The organism is Rhodococcus pyridinivorans, from assembly GCF_900105195.1.
Classification (GTDB): Bacteria; Actinomycetota; Actinomycetes; order Mycobacteriales; family Mycobacteriaceae; genus Rhodococcus; species Rhodococcus pyridinivorans.
In genome coordinates, this window is sequence record NZ_FNRX01000002.1 from 4,270,081 (window position 1) to 4,285,544 (window position 15,464).

The window sequence follows — 15,464 nt, forward strand, 5'->3', positions numbered from 1 at the left end:
CGCTACCCCCTGCGGATGAATGGATCGACGTACTGCTCCCGCAGATCGCTGGCGTGTGTGATGGCTGGGCTCGTGCCCTGGGGTGCGGCTACCGGCGTCGGCCGGACTTCCTCGCGGACGATCTGCCGGAGGATCGGCGCGAGATCCTGCAGTGAGTCGATGGTTTGCCCGACCTTCGCGGCGAGCGGCTTGTTCGGCACCGCCCAGACGCCGATGATGCCGGCGATGATCGTGGTGATCGTGATGGCAATGGCCGCCCACTGGGGCAGGAGGTCGCCGTAGACGAGCAGCTGCGGGCCGCCGGTGGCGATCAGTGCTGCCGCGGCGATGATCGCTTTGCGGATCTCTGCGAACGTCATCATGCGCCCTCTTTCCGGTTGAGCAACTGGTCGAGCTTGGACTCGATGCGGACCTGCCGCGCCGCGACGGTCTGCACCAGCGCCACGAGGGAGCGGCCGACGTCGTCGGGGACGTCGGCGTATTCGGGGCGGATGTCGTAGCCGTCGAACACGGTTTCGTTCCAGATGTCGCACCAGATGTCGTAGGGCCACGGCTCGGCCGGGGTACGTGTCGACGGGTTGACGTTCTGCTGCCGGTTGATCGGGCGCAGGCGGCCCGGCTGCGGATGCAGCTGCCCTGCTCCCTGCTCGACGATGTCTGCCACGGGTTCCCCCTTGGGTTGGGCGCTGCCGAACAGCGCGCGAAGTTCGTGCTCGGTGCCTCGGAAGGCGTTGACGTCGACGGCTTGGCCGGCGACCTGTCCGCGTTCGGAGAACTGCAGGAGGACGACCGGGGGTGCGCCGGTGTGGAACTCGGCCCATCCGGCGTGCCCGTCGCCCGGGTAGAGGACGGAGGCGTAGCCGGTTCCGTTCACGTAGTGGCTGTTCCAGATCGGCGGCGTGCCGTCCAGTCGGGGTGCGCCCATGTGGCCGGTCCAGTACCAGCGAGGCAGATAGTTCGCGAACACCCGCATCCCGCGCTCTTCGATGGCCCGGATGAGGGCCTTCATATTGTCGATGGAGCCTCGGTTGCTGGTGTCCTCGTAGTCGAGCTGCACCGGAATGCTCGGGTCGCCAAGGTGTGCGAGGAGTGCGTCGGCCTGACGGTTCACGTCGACGTTGTTGCGTGCGAAGTGGTATCCGCCGAACAGGCCCCGGAAGTGCTGGCGCATCTGGTCTCGGGCGCGGGGCCAGTACGGGTCGCGGTAGCCGTCGCCCTCGGTGACTTTGTGGGTGGCGAAGACAAATCCTTCTCGCTTGGCCGCCGCGAAGTCGAAATCACGCTGATGGTTCGAAATGTCGATGCCGTAGATGGTCATCGGTTTCCCTTCGGCGGGACGAGTTGCGCGAACCCTTCCCGCACGTAGTCGGAGTAACCCTCACGCTGCGCAGTGGGTGCCGGCGCCGGGGGCACCTCGTCCGGGAACAGCGCCCCGGCGAGGAGTGGGAGTGGGTCGAGTCGATTCGGGCCGGGAGGTGACCACACGGCCCGGTGCCACTCGAGGTGTAAGTGCGGAGCGACGCCGCCGTTCGTGCGGGAGTCCGGATTGATGTGCCCGATCCGCTGGCCCGCTTCGACGCGCTGGCCGTAGCGGACCTCGGGGATGATGTGCCCGTACACCGTGGTGCCCGAGCCGTCCTCGGTGGGGTGGTCGATCACGATCCACTGCCCGAACCCGGAAGCCGGTCCGACGTTGACGACGGTGCCGCCCTGCACGGCGTAGATGGGTAGACCACCGGAGCCGCCGTCCCATCCGAAGTCGACGCCGAAGTGCATTCCGCCCCATCGGGGCCCGAAACCGGAGGTGACCACGTGGCCGCGTTTGAGAGGCCAATATCGATTAGTCATCAGATTCTGCCCTCTCTGATCCATTCGACGACGATTTCGCGGACCTGCTCGACGCGAGTGCGGTGCACACCCGTCACCGGATCGAGGCCCGCCGCCATCACCGCGTCCTCACACACCTGGCGCGACACACCCAACATTCGTGCCAGCATCGGGATCCGAATCAGATCCGGATCCGGATTCACGTCAACCCCAGGTGTGCTGTGATGCGCTCCGAAATGTCACGTGACACCAGATCGAACGCGTTGACTTCCATACCGAAGTCGGCGAGCAAATCCCGCACCCGATCCACATCGAGACTCAGGCGTTGCGCGAGATCATCGACCCGCAACCAGCCCGACGGCACCGCCGGATCCGCCACATCTTCCATACCGAGCTTGGAATTGATGAGTTCTTTCAGTTCTGCCTTGTCTTGCTGGGGAAGCTTCGCGACGATGTCGGCCATCGTCTGCTGCGGCACGTCAGGCTCGTCCTTGTCCACCCATTCGCCCTGTGCACCCCACTGGTTCGCCACCATGTTCTTCGGCGGACGCCACTTCAACTCCGGCTCCGACTTGATACCGGCCCCGAGGACACACATGTGATACGACTGCATCTCGTAGAACTCGACGGGCATGATGAGCGGAGCACCCTTCTGCCCCGGCGCCGCGGTGAACATCCACAGGAACCGGGTCCGGGGATTCGACTCGTCGCAGTTCTCGCGGGTCGGAACCCCGCGCCCGCTCCATGGTTCCCACTGGTCAAATCGTTTGCCTTCGATAGGCGGGTATTCGCTGATGTCCAAGAGTGCTCCTGCCTAGAACCCGAGCTGCTGGAACGCAGACACCAGGGCTTCGAACTTGCGCCATGCCTGGGCCACTGGATCCTCGAGCTCGGAGCCGTCGCCGATCGTCATCGTCCAGGTCGGTGGGGTCTCGCGATCCCACGACAACTGCACCTTGTGGACCCGGTCGACATAGATGCGTCCGGTCTTGTCACCGCGCACCGTGTAACCCGCCCGGTCGGACAGCCACACGTGCCCGGTCTCACCAATCAGGAAGGGTGCCCCGTCTCGCGCCGAGAACTCGTGGGCCTCGTACGATCTTGTCGCCCAGAAACCAGCACGCAGCACCATCAGCGACGAAATCGTGTACGCCTTCGAACCATCCGACGACAAGTACTCGAAGTACCTCGTCCAGCCCTGATTGTTCGCCCGGGCCGCGCTTCTCGCGACCATCCACGCCAAGATCGTGTCCTCCACGAAAGGCATCAAGATCGCCGAAGCGGCTCCGCCAACCGGAGGGACGCCAGGAATCATCGCGAGCAAATCGCCGGCTAGCTGAATCGTTGCGTTTATTAGTTCATTGGCAGATTCGAGATCGCCTAGCCCCCCTAGGTTTCCCCAGGGGGGCTAGGCGACCCCCGGCATCGAGTGCCCGCCTGTGATGACCTGGATCCCCTTGGACCCGGTCTTACGCATCCGGTACGTATCCAGTCCGGTGATCTCACCGTCCCGCCACACCGCAAGCGGCATACCGCGGGCCGGCCGCCGGTTCCCCGGCTCGAAGTACTCCACCGGGATCGTCGTGTCCGTTGCGAGCTTCGACGTCGAATCGATGAAGTCCCCGACGAACTCGGAGATGGTCCGGATCAATCCGTCCCAGATCGTGCCTCCGGTCGCAGCACCGGTGGTGAACCGACCGGACCGGTCCTCGAAGCTGACGACCCGGGTGCCGTGACGCAGGTTCGCACCCGGCCACGGCGGCGGATCACCCTCGAGATAGCAGCGGATCACGGGCGAGACTTCGGAGTCCTGCATGATCGGCTGCGCCAACTCATGGAAGTTCTTGAACCGCGAGGCCGCGATCGACCAGAGCACACCGTCGTTCATGGCCTGCGCGAAGCTGATCGGCTTGACAACCATCGACCACGTCGACTGGTTCAGGTCGGTGCGTTGCGCCGGGTCCATCGGATCCGACGGCAGCGCCCACGTCGACTCGCGTTCACGCTGCAGCTGCAGATCGAGAATCAGCGACAACAGCCAGGTCGCGGGACCAGCCGAGATGAAAATCCGCGGAAACTGGATCCACTCAGGCAGCCACGGATTGGCCCAGACGTGATACCACTTGAGCCGCTCATAGTCCGACAGGAACCGGGCCGTGATGACCTGGTCCCCATCCTCGTCACCTTCAAGCTCGACATACTCGAGCAGCCCCGACAGGCGGGATTCGCAGTAGTCGATGGTGATGTTGACGTTGCGTTTCTCGCCACGCTCCAGCCGGCCGTGCTCGTCCCACAGCCACTGCCCGACCGGATGATCGAACGGATGCTTGATCTCGAACACACCCGAGTCGCCATCGATCAATTCGGCCTGCACCGAATACTCGGCCTGCACGACGTGCTGCAGCCGCATCTCGCCGTCCCACAGGCGTACCAGCGGCGGGATCTCCCGGAGACGCTGTTCTTTGCGGGCGTGCTCCTGTGTCGCGTTCCAGATGGCCCGGCACTGCTCTTCGAGCGATAGTTCCTGGTCGATAACAGTCAACGAGTCACCTCCTCAATCTCACTGGCCACCTATCGGTTCCGACCACCAGCGCGGCTGGATCAGTTCCATGCGGGCGCCACCGGCCGGCACGTTCGTCACCGACACCGGAAGCAACTGCCGTTGCGTCTTCGGGGGAATGCAGTACTCGAAGAACCTGCCCGGGACCGGCATCCGGCCGAGCAGGTTCGTATTGCCCGCGTCCCGGATCATCAACTCTTGGCCGTCCAAGTCGACGGTCACGCCGCCCTCGAGCGTGCCGATCGCCGGCAAAGCGATCATCCGATTACTGTCGTCGCGGCCCGTCATCTTCGACACCCCGGGACGCCGGTTGTACGGCGGACCCTCCCATGAGAAGTCCGGCAGGGACCAGTTGCCGCGGGTGCCGTTCCACTTCTGCAACATCGGCTGGTCGGTGGGGTTTTCGACCTCGATGTACTTCACACCGTCCGTGGTGAACTCCACCGCGGTGATCTCGGGTTCCTCGTAGTAGAACGGCATCCCAGCCCGCAACGGAAACACCCGGTTCGCGTGCTGCGTCACGAGCGGATCGATATCAGGATTGAAGTCGTCCATCTCGTACAGCTGGATATCCAGCCAGCGTTGCGAACCCGAAGGTGCGATCACTTCGATCTTCGCGAGCGACGCATCGTGATCCCACTGATCCTCACGCCAATCGAGAGCCTGACGGAACCTGGACATGATGTCCTCTTGGTCCCCACCCCGAACTCGCTGCGCCGAAATATGGAATCCGAGCAGAAGGTCCCGCGGGTCGTACCACAGGCCCTTCATGGTGCCGCCGGTTTGACGTTGCGTGGACTTCCAGAAGGTGCGGCCCGGGACAGGGAACAAGCCCTTGACCTGCCCCTGTCCCAGGACTACACCTTCCGCGCCCTCGTCTTCACCGTGGACCGGCCAGAAGCTGCCATCTTGCCCATGAATGTTGATGGTCATCGACGACAGCATCAGAACGGCCTCCCTCCATTGCGCATCCGCGCCAACTCCTGCTTGTCACGCGCAGCGCGCATCATCTTCGACTCGTTCACGAAATGCGGGCTGTAGATGTGCACCGAGTAGTCGTTGCCACCACCGGCGGCCGGCACCAACGAGTCCAACTGGGCGCCGGCGAACTGCAGCAACTGCTGAGGACTGTTGAAGATCGGCTCAGGCTTGTTCGACAGGTTGATTGCCATCTCGTTCGGCTTCAACCAACCGCCCGTATCGAACACCTTCAACGGCAACTTCTTCAGATGCTGCTGCACCCACTTCGGTATGCCCTGCCCCGGATCGAAACCGAGCTGCTCGTCTGCGCCCGGGAAGTTGGCCGGGATGCTCAACTCGTCGATCGGCTTCTTGTCCGAGTCCTTCGACTTCTTGCCGCCCTTCTTGCTGACGGTCTCCCCCTCCTTGGGGGGCGTGAAGTCGGGGAACGGGATAGACAACCAGCGGGACTCACCGAACGGTGAGGCCTGCTCGATGACAGAGTCCACGATGATCCCGAACACATCCGAACCGAACTTCTTCAGCCGGTCCTTCAGTGAGAACTCGCCGCCGGACGATCCGTCCTTGCCGCCGCCGGTCGCGAGTTCTTCCTCTTCCTCAGCGATGCGCTTCTTGGTTTCCTCGAGCGAGTTCTTCGCCGAGTGCACCTGCAGGTCTGCCTTCTCCTTGTCGAGCGAGGTCGAGTCCGGATCGTTGTAGACCTTGTCGCGCGCCAACTGTGCATCCAGGACGGAGATCTCCGCCTGCCGGAGCTGGATCGCCGATTCGTCCATGTCGCCGGTGAGAGGCGGGGCCGGTTCCGTGGAGATCGCCGAAGCAACCCCGACACCGTCCCGCTTGTTCTCCAGTTCGCGGACTTTCAGTTCGGCGCGCTGCACTTTCAGATCCGCTTGTGCCTTGTCGGCGTCGGACTTCTTCTCGTTCGCGTACGTCTTGTCGCGTGCCTCCTTGGCCTGCTGCACAGCGATACGAGCCGATTCGAGATCCAGTTGGTCCTTCTCGGTCCACGGCTCACGCTCGACCGCGTACGCCCCGATACCGCTGATACCTTCCGTGCCGCCGTCGATCATTTCGTTCGGCAGATGGAAGATGCTGTGGAACTGCGAGTCGAACGCCCCCACCGCCGGCGGGCCGATCCTCGAGGTGCCATGTGCACCACCGGACTCGACGGGCTGACCGTTGAGCGTGGCCGCCATATGCTCGTCCGACGTACCGACAACGAACACCGTCCCGGCGGGACCGGAGCCCGGCTGCAGCCCGGCTGTGGATCCACCGAGCAGCGAGTACGTGGTGTAGAGCCGTCGCCCTGCAGCCTCCGATGGGGTCGCGCCCATCAGGATCTGCTGCAGGTAACCGACCCAACCCGAACAATCCCAGCCGTTCGGGCCGGTCCCACCCCACACGTACTTGATGCCGTTGCCTGCGGTCGCCGCATCCAATGCTCGTCGGATACCGCCGTCGGCGAACTTCTCGAGCCGATAACCGAACCGTTCTGCGACGTCCCCGAGGATCGCCGTCGAACGTGCCCGCTTTGACTCGGCCAGCGGAATGAACGCTTCACCGCCGGTTTCGCCTTCGGCCCACTGCACCAGTCCGGCGCCGCGGCCCGGTTCGATGCGTGCATTCTCGGGGAGGCGGTCGATACCACCGTTTGCGCGGGGTGTGACCGAGAGTGGGCCGACGAAGCCGGGGTTGGCGTTGCGTGCTGCGCCGTAGTCGACTGCGAACTGTACGGCGATCTCGGCGGTCCGTTTCCGGGCCGCGTCGTCGATGGCCGCGTTGACGACCTGTGCGTTCGCGAGGGCCTGCTGGATCTGCAGCAGGACCTCGGGGTTGGCCTTCGAGGTGTCGAGTGCTGCCAGCTTCTCGAGGGTGACACTCTCACCTGCGAGGAACTGGTCGATGATCGCCCCGATTTCTGGGGAGACCTGTGTGCGGTCGATGTTTCCGAGCGAGTCCAGAGTGTTCTGGTCGACGATGCGGAACATCGTGTCGTCGGCGCCGATCTCCGGTACAGCGGACTCGCCGCCCACTTCATGAACCTTGTCGAGCACCGCGTCCAACGCCGCGATAGCCAGACTGTTATCCGCAGAGATCCGGATGTTCTCGTTCTGGAGCTTCTCGACCTCAAAGCCCATCTCCCGCAAGGTGGCAAGAACCTGCGGATCGATATCAGCCGGGTCGATCTCGATCGGCTTGTCCGGAAAATTCTCCAGGTAAGTCCTGATCAGATCGAGACCAGCAACGACCGCACCATCGCCGTCGAGTCGGACGCCGATATCGAACGCCTCCGGAAGGTATCCCTCGGCCGCGGCGATCTTCATGATCTCGTCGAACGATAAGCCCGCCGATTCGGCGAGGGCACGGAACATGTCCTCGTTCGCCGCGAGCGTGGCATCCAGATCGCCGCCCGACGCAACTACGTCAGCGGTGGCGTTCTTGATATCCAGGATCGAATCGCGGAGCCTCGCACCATTCTCGGTGCTCGTATCGACAGAACCGTTCTGGCCGATGAGGGCATCAGCCCACCCCTTCGACTGGTCCCACGCCTCAGCCGTAGCCTCAGCAGTGTCCCGGACGAGCTCGTTGTAATCCTGCATGGCGTCGCCGAGTGACGGCGGCACCCCCGCGAGGATGTCCAACGTTCGCTTGAGCGCGCTCGACTTGTCATCAGCCGAAGCTGCTGAATCAGCCAGGGTCTTGAAGCTGTCAGCGAGCTCTCCAATGCCAGGGGTGAGATCCCGTGCAGCTCCCTGCTGTCGCTGCAGCTCTTCACGCTGCCGCTCGAGAGACTCAATCGCCTCATCGGATGCGCCACCAACCGAACGCATCTTTTCGAGGAAGCTGCTCCACCCAAGATCCGAGCCGGACATCGCATCCGCGATATCGCGGTTCGACGCACCGACCTTTCGAAGCGCGTCAGCGGTCTCTTCAGCGACGCGGCCGGCTTCCTGCAGGTCGTCGTTCGCGCCACCCCACCAGGCATCCCACCGCTCACCGAGCGACATGCCGTCTTCCCACTTCGGCATGACCCAGTTGGTGATGTCATTCATCAACCCTGGGGCTTCGGACGCGGTGCGCTCCAGTCCCTGGCGGTAGGTCTCCATCTGCTGGGTGAGCGCGTCGAAGACGTCCTCGTTGATGACTCCGCGGCTCTCCTGCAGCGCCTTCCCGACGTCACGCTGAGCCTCAGCGAGCTTGTTCGCGGACTCGAGGTTCGCGTTCTGCGAATCCTCCATGTCGTCCATCGCGCCGACGAACTGCGTCGCTGCAACGATAGCCAACCCGATGCCGAGGCCACCGGAGAACAGATTCCGGACGCCCGACGCCGCGGCCCGCAACCCGCCGAGAGCCGGGGTCACACCGGCACGGATAGCACCGGCGAAACCACCTGCAGCAGTCGACGAGTTGATGAACGCGTTCTGCATGTTTCGGATGGTCGCCGAGTTGTTCCCCAGCGCACGCATCGCAGCGCCCACACGACCGATCTGCGGAGACAGATTCCGGAAATCGCCGCGCATCGCAGCGAACGACGCCCGAACCCCAGCCGTCGATGTCGACGTCGCAGCCAGCGACGTCCGCAGCGGAGCGAACGCTGCCGCCGCGGCAGCGCCCAACGCCGGCAACGTCTTGAATGCGGCAAACGCAAGCACCAGGGCAGTAACTGCTCCCTGGTTCTCGACCATCAACTCAGACAGCGTGGACAGCGCCGGAACCAGAACCGCATCAGCGACCTGCGCGGCAGCATCCAGCGTATTCAGCAACACCTGCCACGTCGACACACCCACTGCGGCCGACGCCTGCACGAGAGACTCGACGATCGCCTGAATCGCTGGAGCCAACTCACGCCCGGTATCGAGCAACTCTCCAAACGTGGCACTGACCTGGGTGATCGATCCCACCACGAGACCGGAGCCGGTGAACTCGCCCCACATCTCAGCGATAGTGCGACCGAATTCCTGAGCCTTCGGAATACCGTCCGAGTCCAGCCAGCGATCGAACTTGTCGACAAACGGCGTGATCGCCGCGGTCGCACCGTCAATCGCTTCGGTGATGCTGCCGAATCCGCCGGCGGCCCGATTGAACACTGGCCCTGCCACCACAGCACCGAAGCGACCCAGGGCGGCGCCCGCGTTCTGCATGGCGCCGGTGACAGTCTGTCCGGCTTCCTGTGCGGCGCCGCCGATGTTCTTCTGGATCGCTGCGAAGAACATCTCCGAGGAGATCTTGCCCTCGGAAGCCATGTCCTTGACTTCACCGGCTGCGACACCGGCTTCTTCGGCGAGCCACTGGTAAATCGGGATACCGCGGTCCGACAGCTGGTTGAGGCTGTCGGTGTAGGCGACCTGGCCGGTCTGGACCTGGTTCAGCACACCCCCCATCTCCGACAAACCAACGCCGGCGATTGCCGCGGCATCAGCTGTCATCGACAGGTACTTCGTCAACTCTGCACCGGGCTTGATGCCAGCGGCGACAGCGGAAGCGGCGATTGTGGCGGCGTCACCGAGTCCGTAGGCGGTGCCTCGAACGGAGTCGAGCGCCGAGTCCATGATCTTCGCGGTGGACTGCGCTGAATGGCCGAGGCCGGACAGTTTGCCCTGTGCGTCGTCGATGGCGGTGAGGCGTCCGATGCCCTTGGTGATCGCGACACCGAGAGTGCCGGTGATCGCCGCGGCTGCGGTCCCCGCACCGATCTTCAGTGCCTTGCCGAGGGCGCCGGACATGCGACCACCGGCGTCGCGGCCCGCAGCCTCACCAACGCTGCCTGCGCCGGAGAACGCCTGTCGCAGCTGACCGGGGATGCGGTTGGTTTCCGCGACGATGGAGATGTAGCCGGTACCCAGTTCGGTGCCCGCCATTAGGCCTCCTTCGCGCATGAGAAAACCCCAGTGGCGTATTCGCCTTCCGGGGTTCTCTTTGTGATTTTCTATTCAGTTATCTGGGTTTACCACTACCTCAACGTTTCGCGACGTTGACGTAGCCCGTGTCCATGTCTCGGCCTTCGTACTTGTTGGCCTCACATTCAAAGTCACGGAATCCAACCATTGCGCCGAAGCCGTTCTTGGCGTTCACCTCGCCGAGCACCTTCCAGTACTCGCCTTGTACGTCTTCGTCGGTTGTGCCGTCCTCGTTCTCGAAATTGATCGTGGCCGCGTCGCCTGCATATTCCACGGTCACGTTCCTGAATTCGGTCGAGTTCGGATCCTTCATTTTGTCCGCGACCGCTTCGAGGCACATTGCTTGAGCCTGCGTTTCCCAGTCAGGTTCATCTTCCCCGCACGCTGTGAGGGCGACAACTGCGATCAGCAATGCCGGAATCATGCGTTTCATGTCGGGATTGTTTCACAGTCACCCGGCACGGGATTCGCGCAGTGCACGCCGTTTGGCGAGCTCGTCGCGGATCTCGGTCGCGGTCATCCTCGGCTTGGCCGGTTCCGCCGACACGGCTTCCTGATCGGTCGGCCACGGCCCCAGGATCGGGTCCGGTTTCTGCCCCTGGCCGCCGCCACGCTGCCAATTCCCACCCCGCAGCGCATCAACCTGCAACGCAGCCAGATCCACCTCGATGGTGCGCCACCACGTCTCCGGGAACTTCAACCGCGACACCGCCGAATCATGCCGGTGCCAGCGCAGCATCACATACAGATCCCACCACGAGAGGGTGTCCCCCAAATCGTCGAGGGACAGCCCGCGCTCGAGGAGGTCGAACTGCAGCGCCCCGCAAAGCTCCCGATCGTCTAGGAGTCTTGCGAGGGCTCGGATTCCCCCAGGTTCACCCGGGACTGCTCCTCCCAGTACTTCGAGATCTCGGCGAGCTCACCGTTCGTGAGTTTGCTGAGCTCCTCGTAGTGTTCGGGGACGAGCATCTCGAGCAGCTTGAGGGTGCAGGCCCGGTCGGTGGCCTTCTTGGCCTTGACCTGCTTCTCGAACCATTCGTTGTACTCGGACTGTGTGTCCGGGGAGAAGTAATGCAGCTTGCGGACCTTGAAGGTCAGGATCGTGCCGTCCTCACGCGGGATCTCGAACTCGATCTGCTTCGACGCGTCGTGAGCGGGGGTGATACGGAATGCCATTGCACCAGGCCTTTTCGTTCGAACGTATGAGAGATATGCGCACCGGGCCTTTAGGCCCACCCGGGGGGGCGGCCCGGTGCAAAGGGGGTAATCGCACCCCTCCGGGTGAGATCATTACGGGCCCGCGGGAGCGAACCGTCCGTCGTCGCGGTACTCGACCACGTTGCCGCCGCGCAGCTCCACGGAGGTCGGCGCGTAGGTCTTCACCGTGATCGTGCGGGAAGTGACGTTGTTGTGGACGTCGACGATCTCCGCGACGTTCACCACCTGCCCGTTCTCGATGACATACCGCTTCGTCTTCGAACCCGAGATCGAGTCGATGACGAAGCTGGAGATCGGCAACGGATCCGCCGTGTGGTAGATGACCTTCTTGGTGCCGGCGGTCGTGGTCGCCGGGGTGACCTCGACGTTGGCATCACCGAACGCGGACCGCAGAACGGCCTCGTTGTCATCCTCGAGGAGGGTGATCGTGACCTGCTCGTCGTAGCTCGTCTGGACGTTGATGAAGGTCTTGCCGCCGTACATCTTGATGTCGGTGTTGTCGCGGGTCTGCGCAACAGTGACACCGTTCTCGCCGACCGCACCGTGGTCCGCGAATGCGGGGTCCAGCGCCTCGAGCGAGTCGGTCGGAAGATCGGTGCCCTGCGGCGCTCGGAAGAACACACCGCCGTCGATCGGCGGGGTGCCGACGAACGCATTGTTGACGTTCACAGCCATGATTGATTGCCCCTTTCAGGCATACGTTGCACCGGGCCTAGGGGGGTAGAGAACTGTCAGTCGATGAGGACGGTGATATCGCCGGTCAACTGGAAACGAGGATTCGACGTGTCCGGATCCGGAAAGTTCACCGGCCCGTTCGTGCGACGCCAGCCGGTGATGAACCCGCCGGCGAAATACTGGGCGCGTGATTCCTTCATGACCCGTTCGACGAGCAGCGACAGCCGTTCCGCCGCGGCCTCGTTGGGGTCGTAGCATTCGAACAGGAACCCTGCGGTGTCGGTCGCGAACGTGCCGTCACCACCGATCCGGGAGATCCGAACATGTCGGCCTTCCCGGAACTTGGTGCCCACCGTCGCCGCATCACCATGCCGCTGCAGACCTGCCTTCAAGGCAGCCACGACGACGGGTTGTGCGGCGGGGATGGTGCCGTAGTTGTTCACGAACGACCACCACCGAGAGCACGGACGAGGGTGTTCTGTGTGGCGTTTCGTCGCCGGGCTGCCCACGTGTCGGGGTAGACGATGGCACGCCACCGACCCTGGGGGCGTTTCGCACCCTGACGAGACGACCACGAGAACCCCGCACCGGCTGCGGTGGCGATGCGGGATGCGTGGCGTTCCACCTCGGCTTGCACACCGGTAAGGCGCCGGATCTCGTAGAGCGCACCAGGTCTCCACTGAAAACGACCTGCCATCACGCCTCCTCGTATTCGGCGTACGCCCACACATCGCGGTTGTAGGCCTTCACCACCACGTTCTGGCGGCGATCGGAGAACACCAGCAGGACACCTTCTTCGACCCCGAAGGCCGGTTCGTCAGGGAAGGTGTCCACACCTTCGGCGTGGGTAACACGAAGTTGCTTCGCCATCAGCCCTCCACTCTGCGAAGGAGGATCGTCACCAAACCTGGTTGCCACCACGGATTGTTGTTCGGATCCTGCGGATATCCGATCACCTCGAACCGCTGCCCATCGAGATGCAGACGATCCTTCGGCCCCGGGTTCAACGACCGCGGCGCGTACAGCTTCATATCCACGATCACCCGGTCATGGCCGGCCAACTCGGGCTCCGCCGACACGGGGGGCTCCCACCCGAACACCATGTGTTCCTCGGGAGCACCCCAGTACTCGACTTCGTTACCGAGCTCGTCCTCACCACCGCCGTCGTATCGTTCCAGTTCGATCGGGAACCGTAGTGGGAAGCTCATGTCTCCCCCGGCGCCCAACCCTGCGGACCGTTGACCATCGCGCCGTAGAGAGGATGCTGCAACGGCACCGGCGGTGTCGTATCGACCGTGAACGCCTTCCCGGAACGGGAGATGTTGCACAGCTTCTGCAGATCCACGATCTCCGAAGGCCAGAACATCGACTTGCGCGGGTTGCGGTTGTCGATGGTCTGCTGGAACGAACCAGCCGACACCTGAGTCACTGCCCCGCTACCCGAATCGTTCCACCGCAAAATCGCAGCTCGCAGGATCGCCTTCGCCGCGGCCTCATGCACGAAATCCTCGGAGAGGATGCACGGAGCGATGACAGCCGCAGTAGCGATCGCATCCTCGATCATCACCTGAGCCTTCTCCGTATCGATATCCGGAGCGAACGGTGCCAGGTCGTCGGGTGTCAAATGCACTGCGGCCATCGATCACTCCTCGTCGTCGTTGGACTTCTTCCGAGTGCTCGTCCGCCGCTTCGGGGCTTCTGGCTCGCCTCCCACGACCGACCATCCGAGCGCTTCGAGCGATCGGCGGCCGGCGCCGGGGATCTCGAGTTCCTCACCCTGCGGAGAGATCATCTTCATGACGTCTCCTCCCGATTACGGGGTGACAGCGGCGGGGGTGAGAACGCCGACCGGGTAGCGCGAGGCCGCGGTGGGGTTCAGGCGGGTCAGCGGGTTCGCGACCTGGAAGCCGACGCGGAACACGACGCGCAGAGCCTTCGAGTCCTGCTGCATCAGGTTCAGCACGACCTTGCCGTCGGCGTCCGAGATGACGCCCTCGGAGAACAGGTCGAACGTGACGTCCTGGCGGATACCGACGATCACCTTGTTCCAGTCCGCGGCGATCAGAGTCGCAGCGTCCGAATCCCACGCACCGTTGGTGACCTCGTTCAGCGGGTACCCGTACAGGCCGCTGGGCTGGCCGACCGCGAGGGACTGGCCGGGAGTGTAGATGCTGGCGCCCTGCGCGCTGCGGAGGCCGACGAGCTTCCACTGCAGACCCGGACGGGAAGCGAAGCCGTTGACGGAGAATCCGTCGTCACCGACCAGGCCGGCGAGAGCTGCGACGTCAGCACCGATGTCGGCGTTGGTGCCTTCCTCGATCACGTTGCCGGCAGCGATCGCCGCGGGGACGAGAGCAGTGGGCCACGAGGCGGGCTTGTCGACACCGAAGATCGATGCCTGGTCGACCTTCTTGCCGATGGCCTCGACGAGCAGCGGCCGCACCATGTCCCACAGCGGCACACCGGCGTCGGAGACGACAGCATCGGGGATCGGCACGATGACGGCGAGTTCCTCGGCCGTCATGACGATGTTGTCCCAGTCGCTCTTGGTGGTCTGCTTCAGACCGGTGTCGCCGTCGACCCAGTAGGCGTCGGGCAGCGATGCGAGAACGGGCTGCTTCGTCTTCTTCGACGACATGCGGACCGTGCGGGCACGCTGCAGGATCGCCGACTGCGACGGCGCTTCCTGCAGAACTTCGTTGATGACCTGGTCGGGGACCTGCACATCGGTGAGGTCGGCCCGGCCGAGGACGTTGGCGTATCCGGCCATTGTGGTTCCTCTCAGGGTTTCCGGGCGAGGCTGTCACGCAGCCAGTCGCCGCTGGGGGTGTTGTTGTCACCGCGACCCTGCGACGGGTCCGGCTTCGGGGATCGAGGCTTGGTTGCCTCGTTACGGAATTCGATGAGCGCTTCCGCTGCCGCTTCGATCTCTTCCTTCGTCGAACCGGTCAGCAGCGCGGCAGGAACACCCTTCTCGGCTGCGATGTCGGATCGCAGCTTGCCGAGCCGAAGTTCCTCGTTCTCCCGGGCGAGCGCTTCACGCTGCTCACGTTCACGCTCGAGTTCGGACTTATTGGCCTGCTCGATCTCGTCGAGCTTCGCAGCCCGCGACTTGAGGTCGTCGTAGTCCGCATACTTCGCCCGCTCACGCTGCAGCCTGGATCCGAGACGCTTCTCGAAGTCCTCCTGCGAGGTGATCGGCTCGAACTCGTCCCCCTCGAGGGTCGGTGTCGGGTCCTGCTCTTCACTCATCGTTGGTTCCCTTTCCGTAAGCCCGTCGGCATGAACCACCCATTGACCGCTGG

The 15,464-nt window shown here is 63.7% G+C and carries 18 protein-coding genes and 1 pseudogene; all 19 read right to left on the bottom strand.

Translation table 11 applies throughout. From position 1 onward, the window contains the following. Positions 1-2: 2 nt before the first annotated feature. The 19 genes and pseudogenes from BLV31_RS20090 to BLV31_RS20180 all read right to left on the bottom strand — a co-directional run bounded on the left by BLV31_RS20090 (position 3) and on the right by BLV31_RS20180 (position 15,411). Entirely contained in the window at positions 3-362 is a 360-nt protein-coding gene (locus tag BLV31_RS20090) for a hypothetical protein (RefSeq protein ID WP_139192978.1), read from the bottom strand. After that, positions 359-1,318: a glycoside hydrolase family 25 protein gene (locus BLV31_RS20095; RefSeq protein ID WP_064061860.1), complete on the bottom strand. Its 960-nt coding sequence runs from the start codon at positions 1,316-1,318 to the stop codon at positions 359-361. Before BLV31_RS20095 ends, BLV31_RS20090 begins: the two co-directional genes overlap by 4 nt. Continuing rightward, on the bottom strand, positions 1,315-1,848 hold the full coding sequence (locus BLV31_RS20100; RefSeq protein WP_064061861.1) for a M23 family metallopeptidase: 534 nt from the start codon (positions 1,846-1,848) through the stop codon (positions 1,315-1,317). Before BLV31_RS20100 ends, BLV31_RS20095 begins: the two co-directional genes overlap by 4 nt. Continuing rightward, entirely contained in the window at positions 1,848-1,985 is a 138-nt protein-coding gene (locus BLV31_RS25100) for a hypothetical protein (RefSeq protein WP_155738863.1), read from the bottom strand. The genes BLV31_RS20100 and BLV31_RS25100 overlap by 1 nt, the downstream gene beginning before the upstream one ends. Before the next feature lie 41 nt (positions 1,986-2,026). After that, positions 2,027-2,629, bottom strand: a complete 603-nt coding sequence (locus BLV31_RS20110) for a phage gene 29 protein family protein (RefSeq protein ID WP_072740600.1) — start codon at positions 2,627-2,629, stop codon at positions 2,027-2,029. A gap of 12 nt (positions 2,630-2,641) precedes the next feature. Beyond that, positions 2,642-4,369, bottom strand: a pseudogene (locus tag BLV31_RS20120) (Gp37-like protein). A gap of 18 nt (positions 4,370-4,387) precedes the next feature. Beyond that, on the bottom strand, positions 4,388-5,320 hold the full coding sequence (locus BLV31_RS20125) for a hypothetical protein (RefSeq protein WP_139192980.1): 933 nt from the start codon (positions 5,318-5,320) through the stop codon (positions 4,388-4,390). Between the two features lie 11 nt (positions 5,321-5,331). After that, on the bottom strand, positions 5,332-10,227 hold the full coding sequence (locus BLV31_RS20130) for a tape measure protein (protein ID WP_064061867.1): 4,896 nt from the start codon (positions 10,225-10,227) through the stop codon (positions 5,332-5,334). Between the two features lie 97 nt (positions 10,228-10,324). Beyond that, positions 10,325-10,699: a hypothetical protein gene (locus tag BLV31_RS20135; protein WP_139192981.1), complete on the bottom strand. Its 375-nt coding sequence runs from the start codon at positions 10,697-10,699 to the stop codon at positions 10,325-10,327. Between the two features lie 18 nt (positions 10,700-10,717). Continuing rightward, complete coding sequence (locus BLV31_RS20140) at positions 10,718-11,008, bottom strand: hypothetical protein (protein ID WP_139192982.1); 291 nt, start codon at positions 11,006-11,008, stop codon at positions 10,718-10,720. Between the two features lie 98 nt (positions 11,009-11,106). Then, positions 11,107-11,442 carry a hypothetical protein gene (locus tag BLV31_RS20145; protein WP_064061870.1) on the bottom strand — a complete coding sequence of 112 codons (336 nt, stop codon included), beginning with the start codon at positions 11,440-11,442 and terminating at the stop codon, positions 11,107-11,109. A gap of 114 nt (positions 11,443-11,556) precedes the next feature. Continuing rightward, on the bottom strand, positions 11,557-12,159 hold the full coding sequence (locus tag BLV31_RS20150) for a hypothetical protein (RefSeq protein WP_064061871.1): 603 nt from the start codon (positions 12,157-12,159) through the stop codon (positions 11,557-11,559). A gap of 56 nt (positions 12,160-12,215) precedes the next feature. Continuing rightward, on the bottom strand, positions 12,216-12,602 hold the full coding sequence (locus BLV31_RS20155; protein WP_064061872.1) for a hypothetical protein: 387 nt from the start codon (positions 12,600-12,602) through the stop codon (positions 12,216-12,218). Positions 12,603-12,855: 253 nt separating this feature from the next. Continuing rightward, complete coding sequence (locus BLV31_RS25105) at positions 12,856-13,029, bottom strand: hypothetical protein (protein WP_155738864.1); 174 nt, start codon at positions 13,027-13,029, stop codon at positions 12,856-12,858. Beyond that, positions 13,029-13,367: a hypothetical protein gene (locus BLV31_RS20165; protein WP_064061874.1), complete on the bottom strand. Its 339-nt coding sequence runs from the start codon at positions 13,365-13,367 to the stop codon at positions 13,029-13,031. The genes BLV31_RS25105 and BLV31_RS20165 overlap by 1 nt, the downstream gene beginning before the upstream one ends. After that, a complete protein-coding gene (locus tag BLV31_RS20170; RefSeq protein WP_064061875.1) occupies positions 13,364-13,798 on the bottom strand; it encodes a hypothetical protein in 435 nt (144 codons plus the stop codon). Before BLV31_RS20170 ends, BLV31_RS20165 begins: the two co-directional genes overlap by 4 nt. 3 nt (positions 13,799-13,801) lie before the next feature. After that, positions 13,802-13,957: a hypothetical protein gene (locus BLV31_RS25110; protein ID WP_155738865.1), complete on the bottom strand. Its 156-nt coding sequence runs from the start codon at positions 13,955-13,957 to the stop codon at positions 13,802-13,804. 15 nt (positions 13,958-13,972) lie between these two features. Then, positions 13,973-14,929, bottom strand: coding sequence for a phage major capsid protein (locus BLV31_RS20175; RefSeq protein ID WP_064061876.1), 957 nt, complete (start codon positions 14,927-14,929; stop codon positions 13,973-13,975). Positions 14,930-14,940: 11 nt separating this feature from the next. Next, entirely contained in the window at positions 14,941-15,411 is a 471-nt protein-coding gene (locus BLV31_RS20180; protein WP_064061877.1) for a hypothetical protein, read from the bottom strand. Positions 15,412-15,464 lie beyond the last annotated feature (53 nt).

Bases quoted from the DNA above. Each gene is read 5' to 3' on its own strand.
- BLV31_RS20090 (WP_139192978.1), bottom strand. From the start codon at position 362: ATGATGACGTTCGCAGAGATCCGCAAAGCGATCATCGCCGCGGCAGCA.
- BLV31_RS20095 (WP_064061860.1), bottom strand. From the start codon at position 1,318: ATGACCATCTACGGCATCGACATTTCGAACCATCAGCGTGATTTCGAC.
- BLV31_RS20100 (WP_064061861.1), bottom strand. From the start codon at position 1,848: ATGACTAATCGATATTGGCCTCTCAAACGCGGCCACGTGGTCACCTCC.
- BLV31_RS25100 (WP_155738863.1), bottom strand. From the start codon at position 1,985: ATGTTGGGTGTGTCGCGCCAGGTGTGTGAGGACGCGGTGATGGCGGCG.
- BLV31_RS20125 (WP_139192980.1), bottom strand. From the start codon at position 5,320: ATGACCATCAACATTCATGGGCAAGATGGCAGCTTCTGGCCGGTCCAC.
- BLV31_RS20130 (WP_064061867.1), bottom strand. From the start codon at position 10,227: ATGGCGGGCACCGAACTGGGTACCGGCTACATCTCCATCGTCGCGGAA.
- BLV31_RS20135 (WP_139192981.1), bottom strand. From the start codon at position 10,699: ATGAAACGCATGATTCCGGCATTGCTGATCGCAGTTGTCGCCCTCACA.
- BLV31_RS20145 (WP_064061870.1), bottom strand. From the start codon at position 11,442: ATGGCATTCCGTATCACCCCCGCTCACGACGCGTCGAAGCAGATCGAG.
- BLV31_RS20150 (WP_064061871.1), bottom strand. From the start codon at position 12,159: ATGGCTGTGAACGTCAACAATGCGTTCGTCGGCACCCCGCCGATCGAC.
- BLV31_RS25105 (WP_155738864.1), bottom strand. From the start codon at position 13,029: ATGGCGAAGCAACTTCGTGTTACCCACGCCGAAGGTGTGGACACCTTC.
- BLV31_RS20165 (WP_064061874.1), bottom strand. From the start codon at position 13,367: ATGAGCTTCCCACTACGGTTCCCGATCGAACTGGAACGATACGACGGC.
- BLV31_RS20170 (WP_064061875.1), bottom strand. From the start codon at position 13,798: ATGGCCGCAGTGCATTTGACACCCGACGACCTGGCACCGTTCGCTCCG.
- BLV31_RS25110 (WP_155738865.1), bottom strand. From the start codon at position 13,957: ATGAAGATGATCTCTCCGCAGGGTGAGGAACTCGAGATCCCCGGCGCC.
- BLV31_RS20175 (WP_064061876.1), bottom strand. From the start codon at position 14,929: ATGGCCGGATACGCCAACGTCCTCGGCCGGGCCGACCTCACCGATGTG.
- BLV31_RS20180 (WP_064061877.1), bottom strand. From the start codon at position 15,411: ATGAGTGAAGAGCAGGACCCGACACCGACCCTCGAGGGGGACGAGTTC.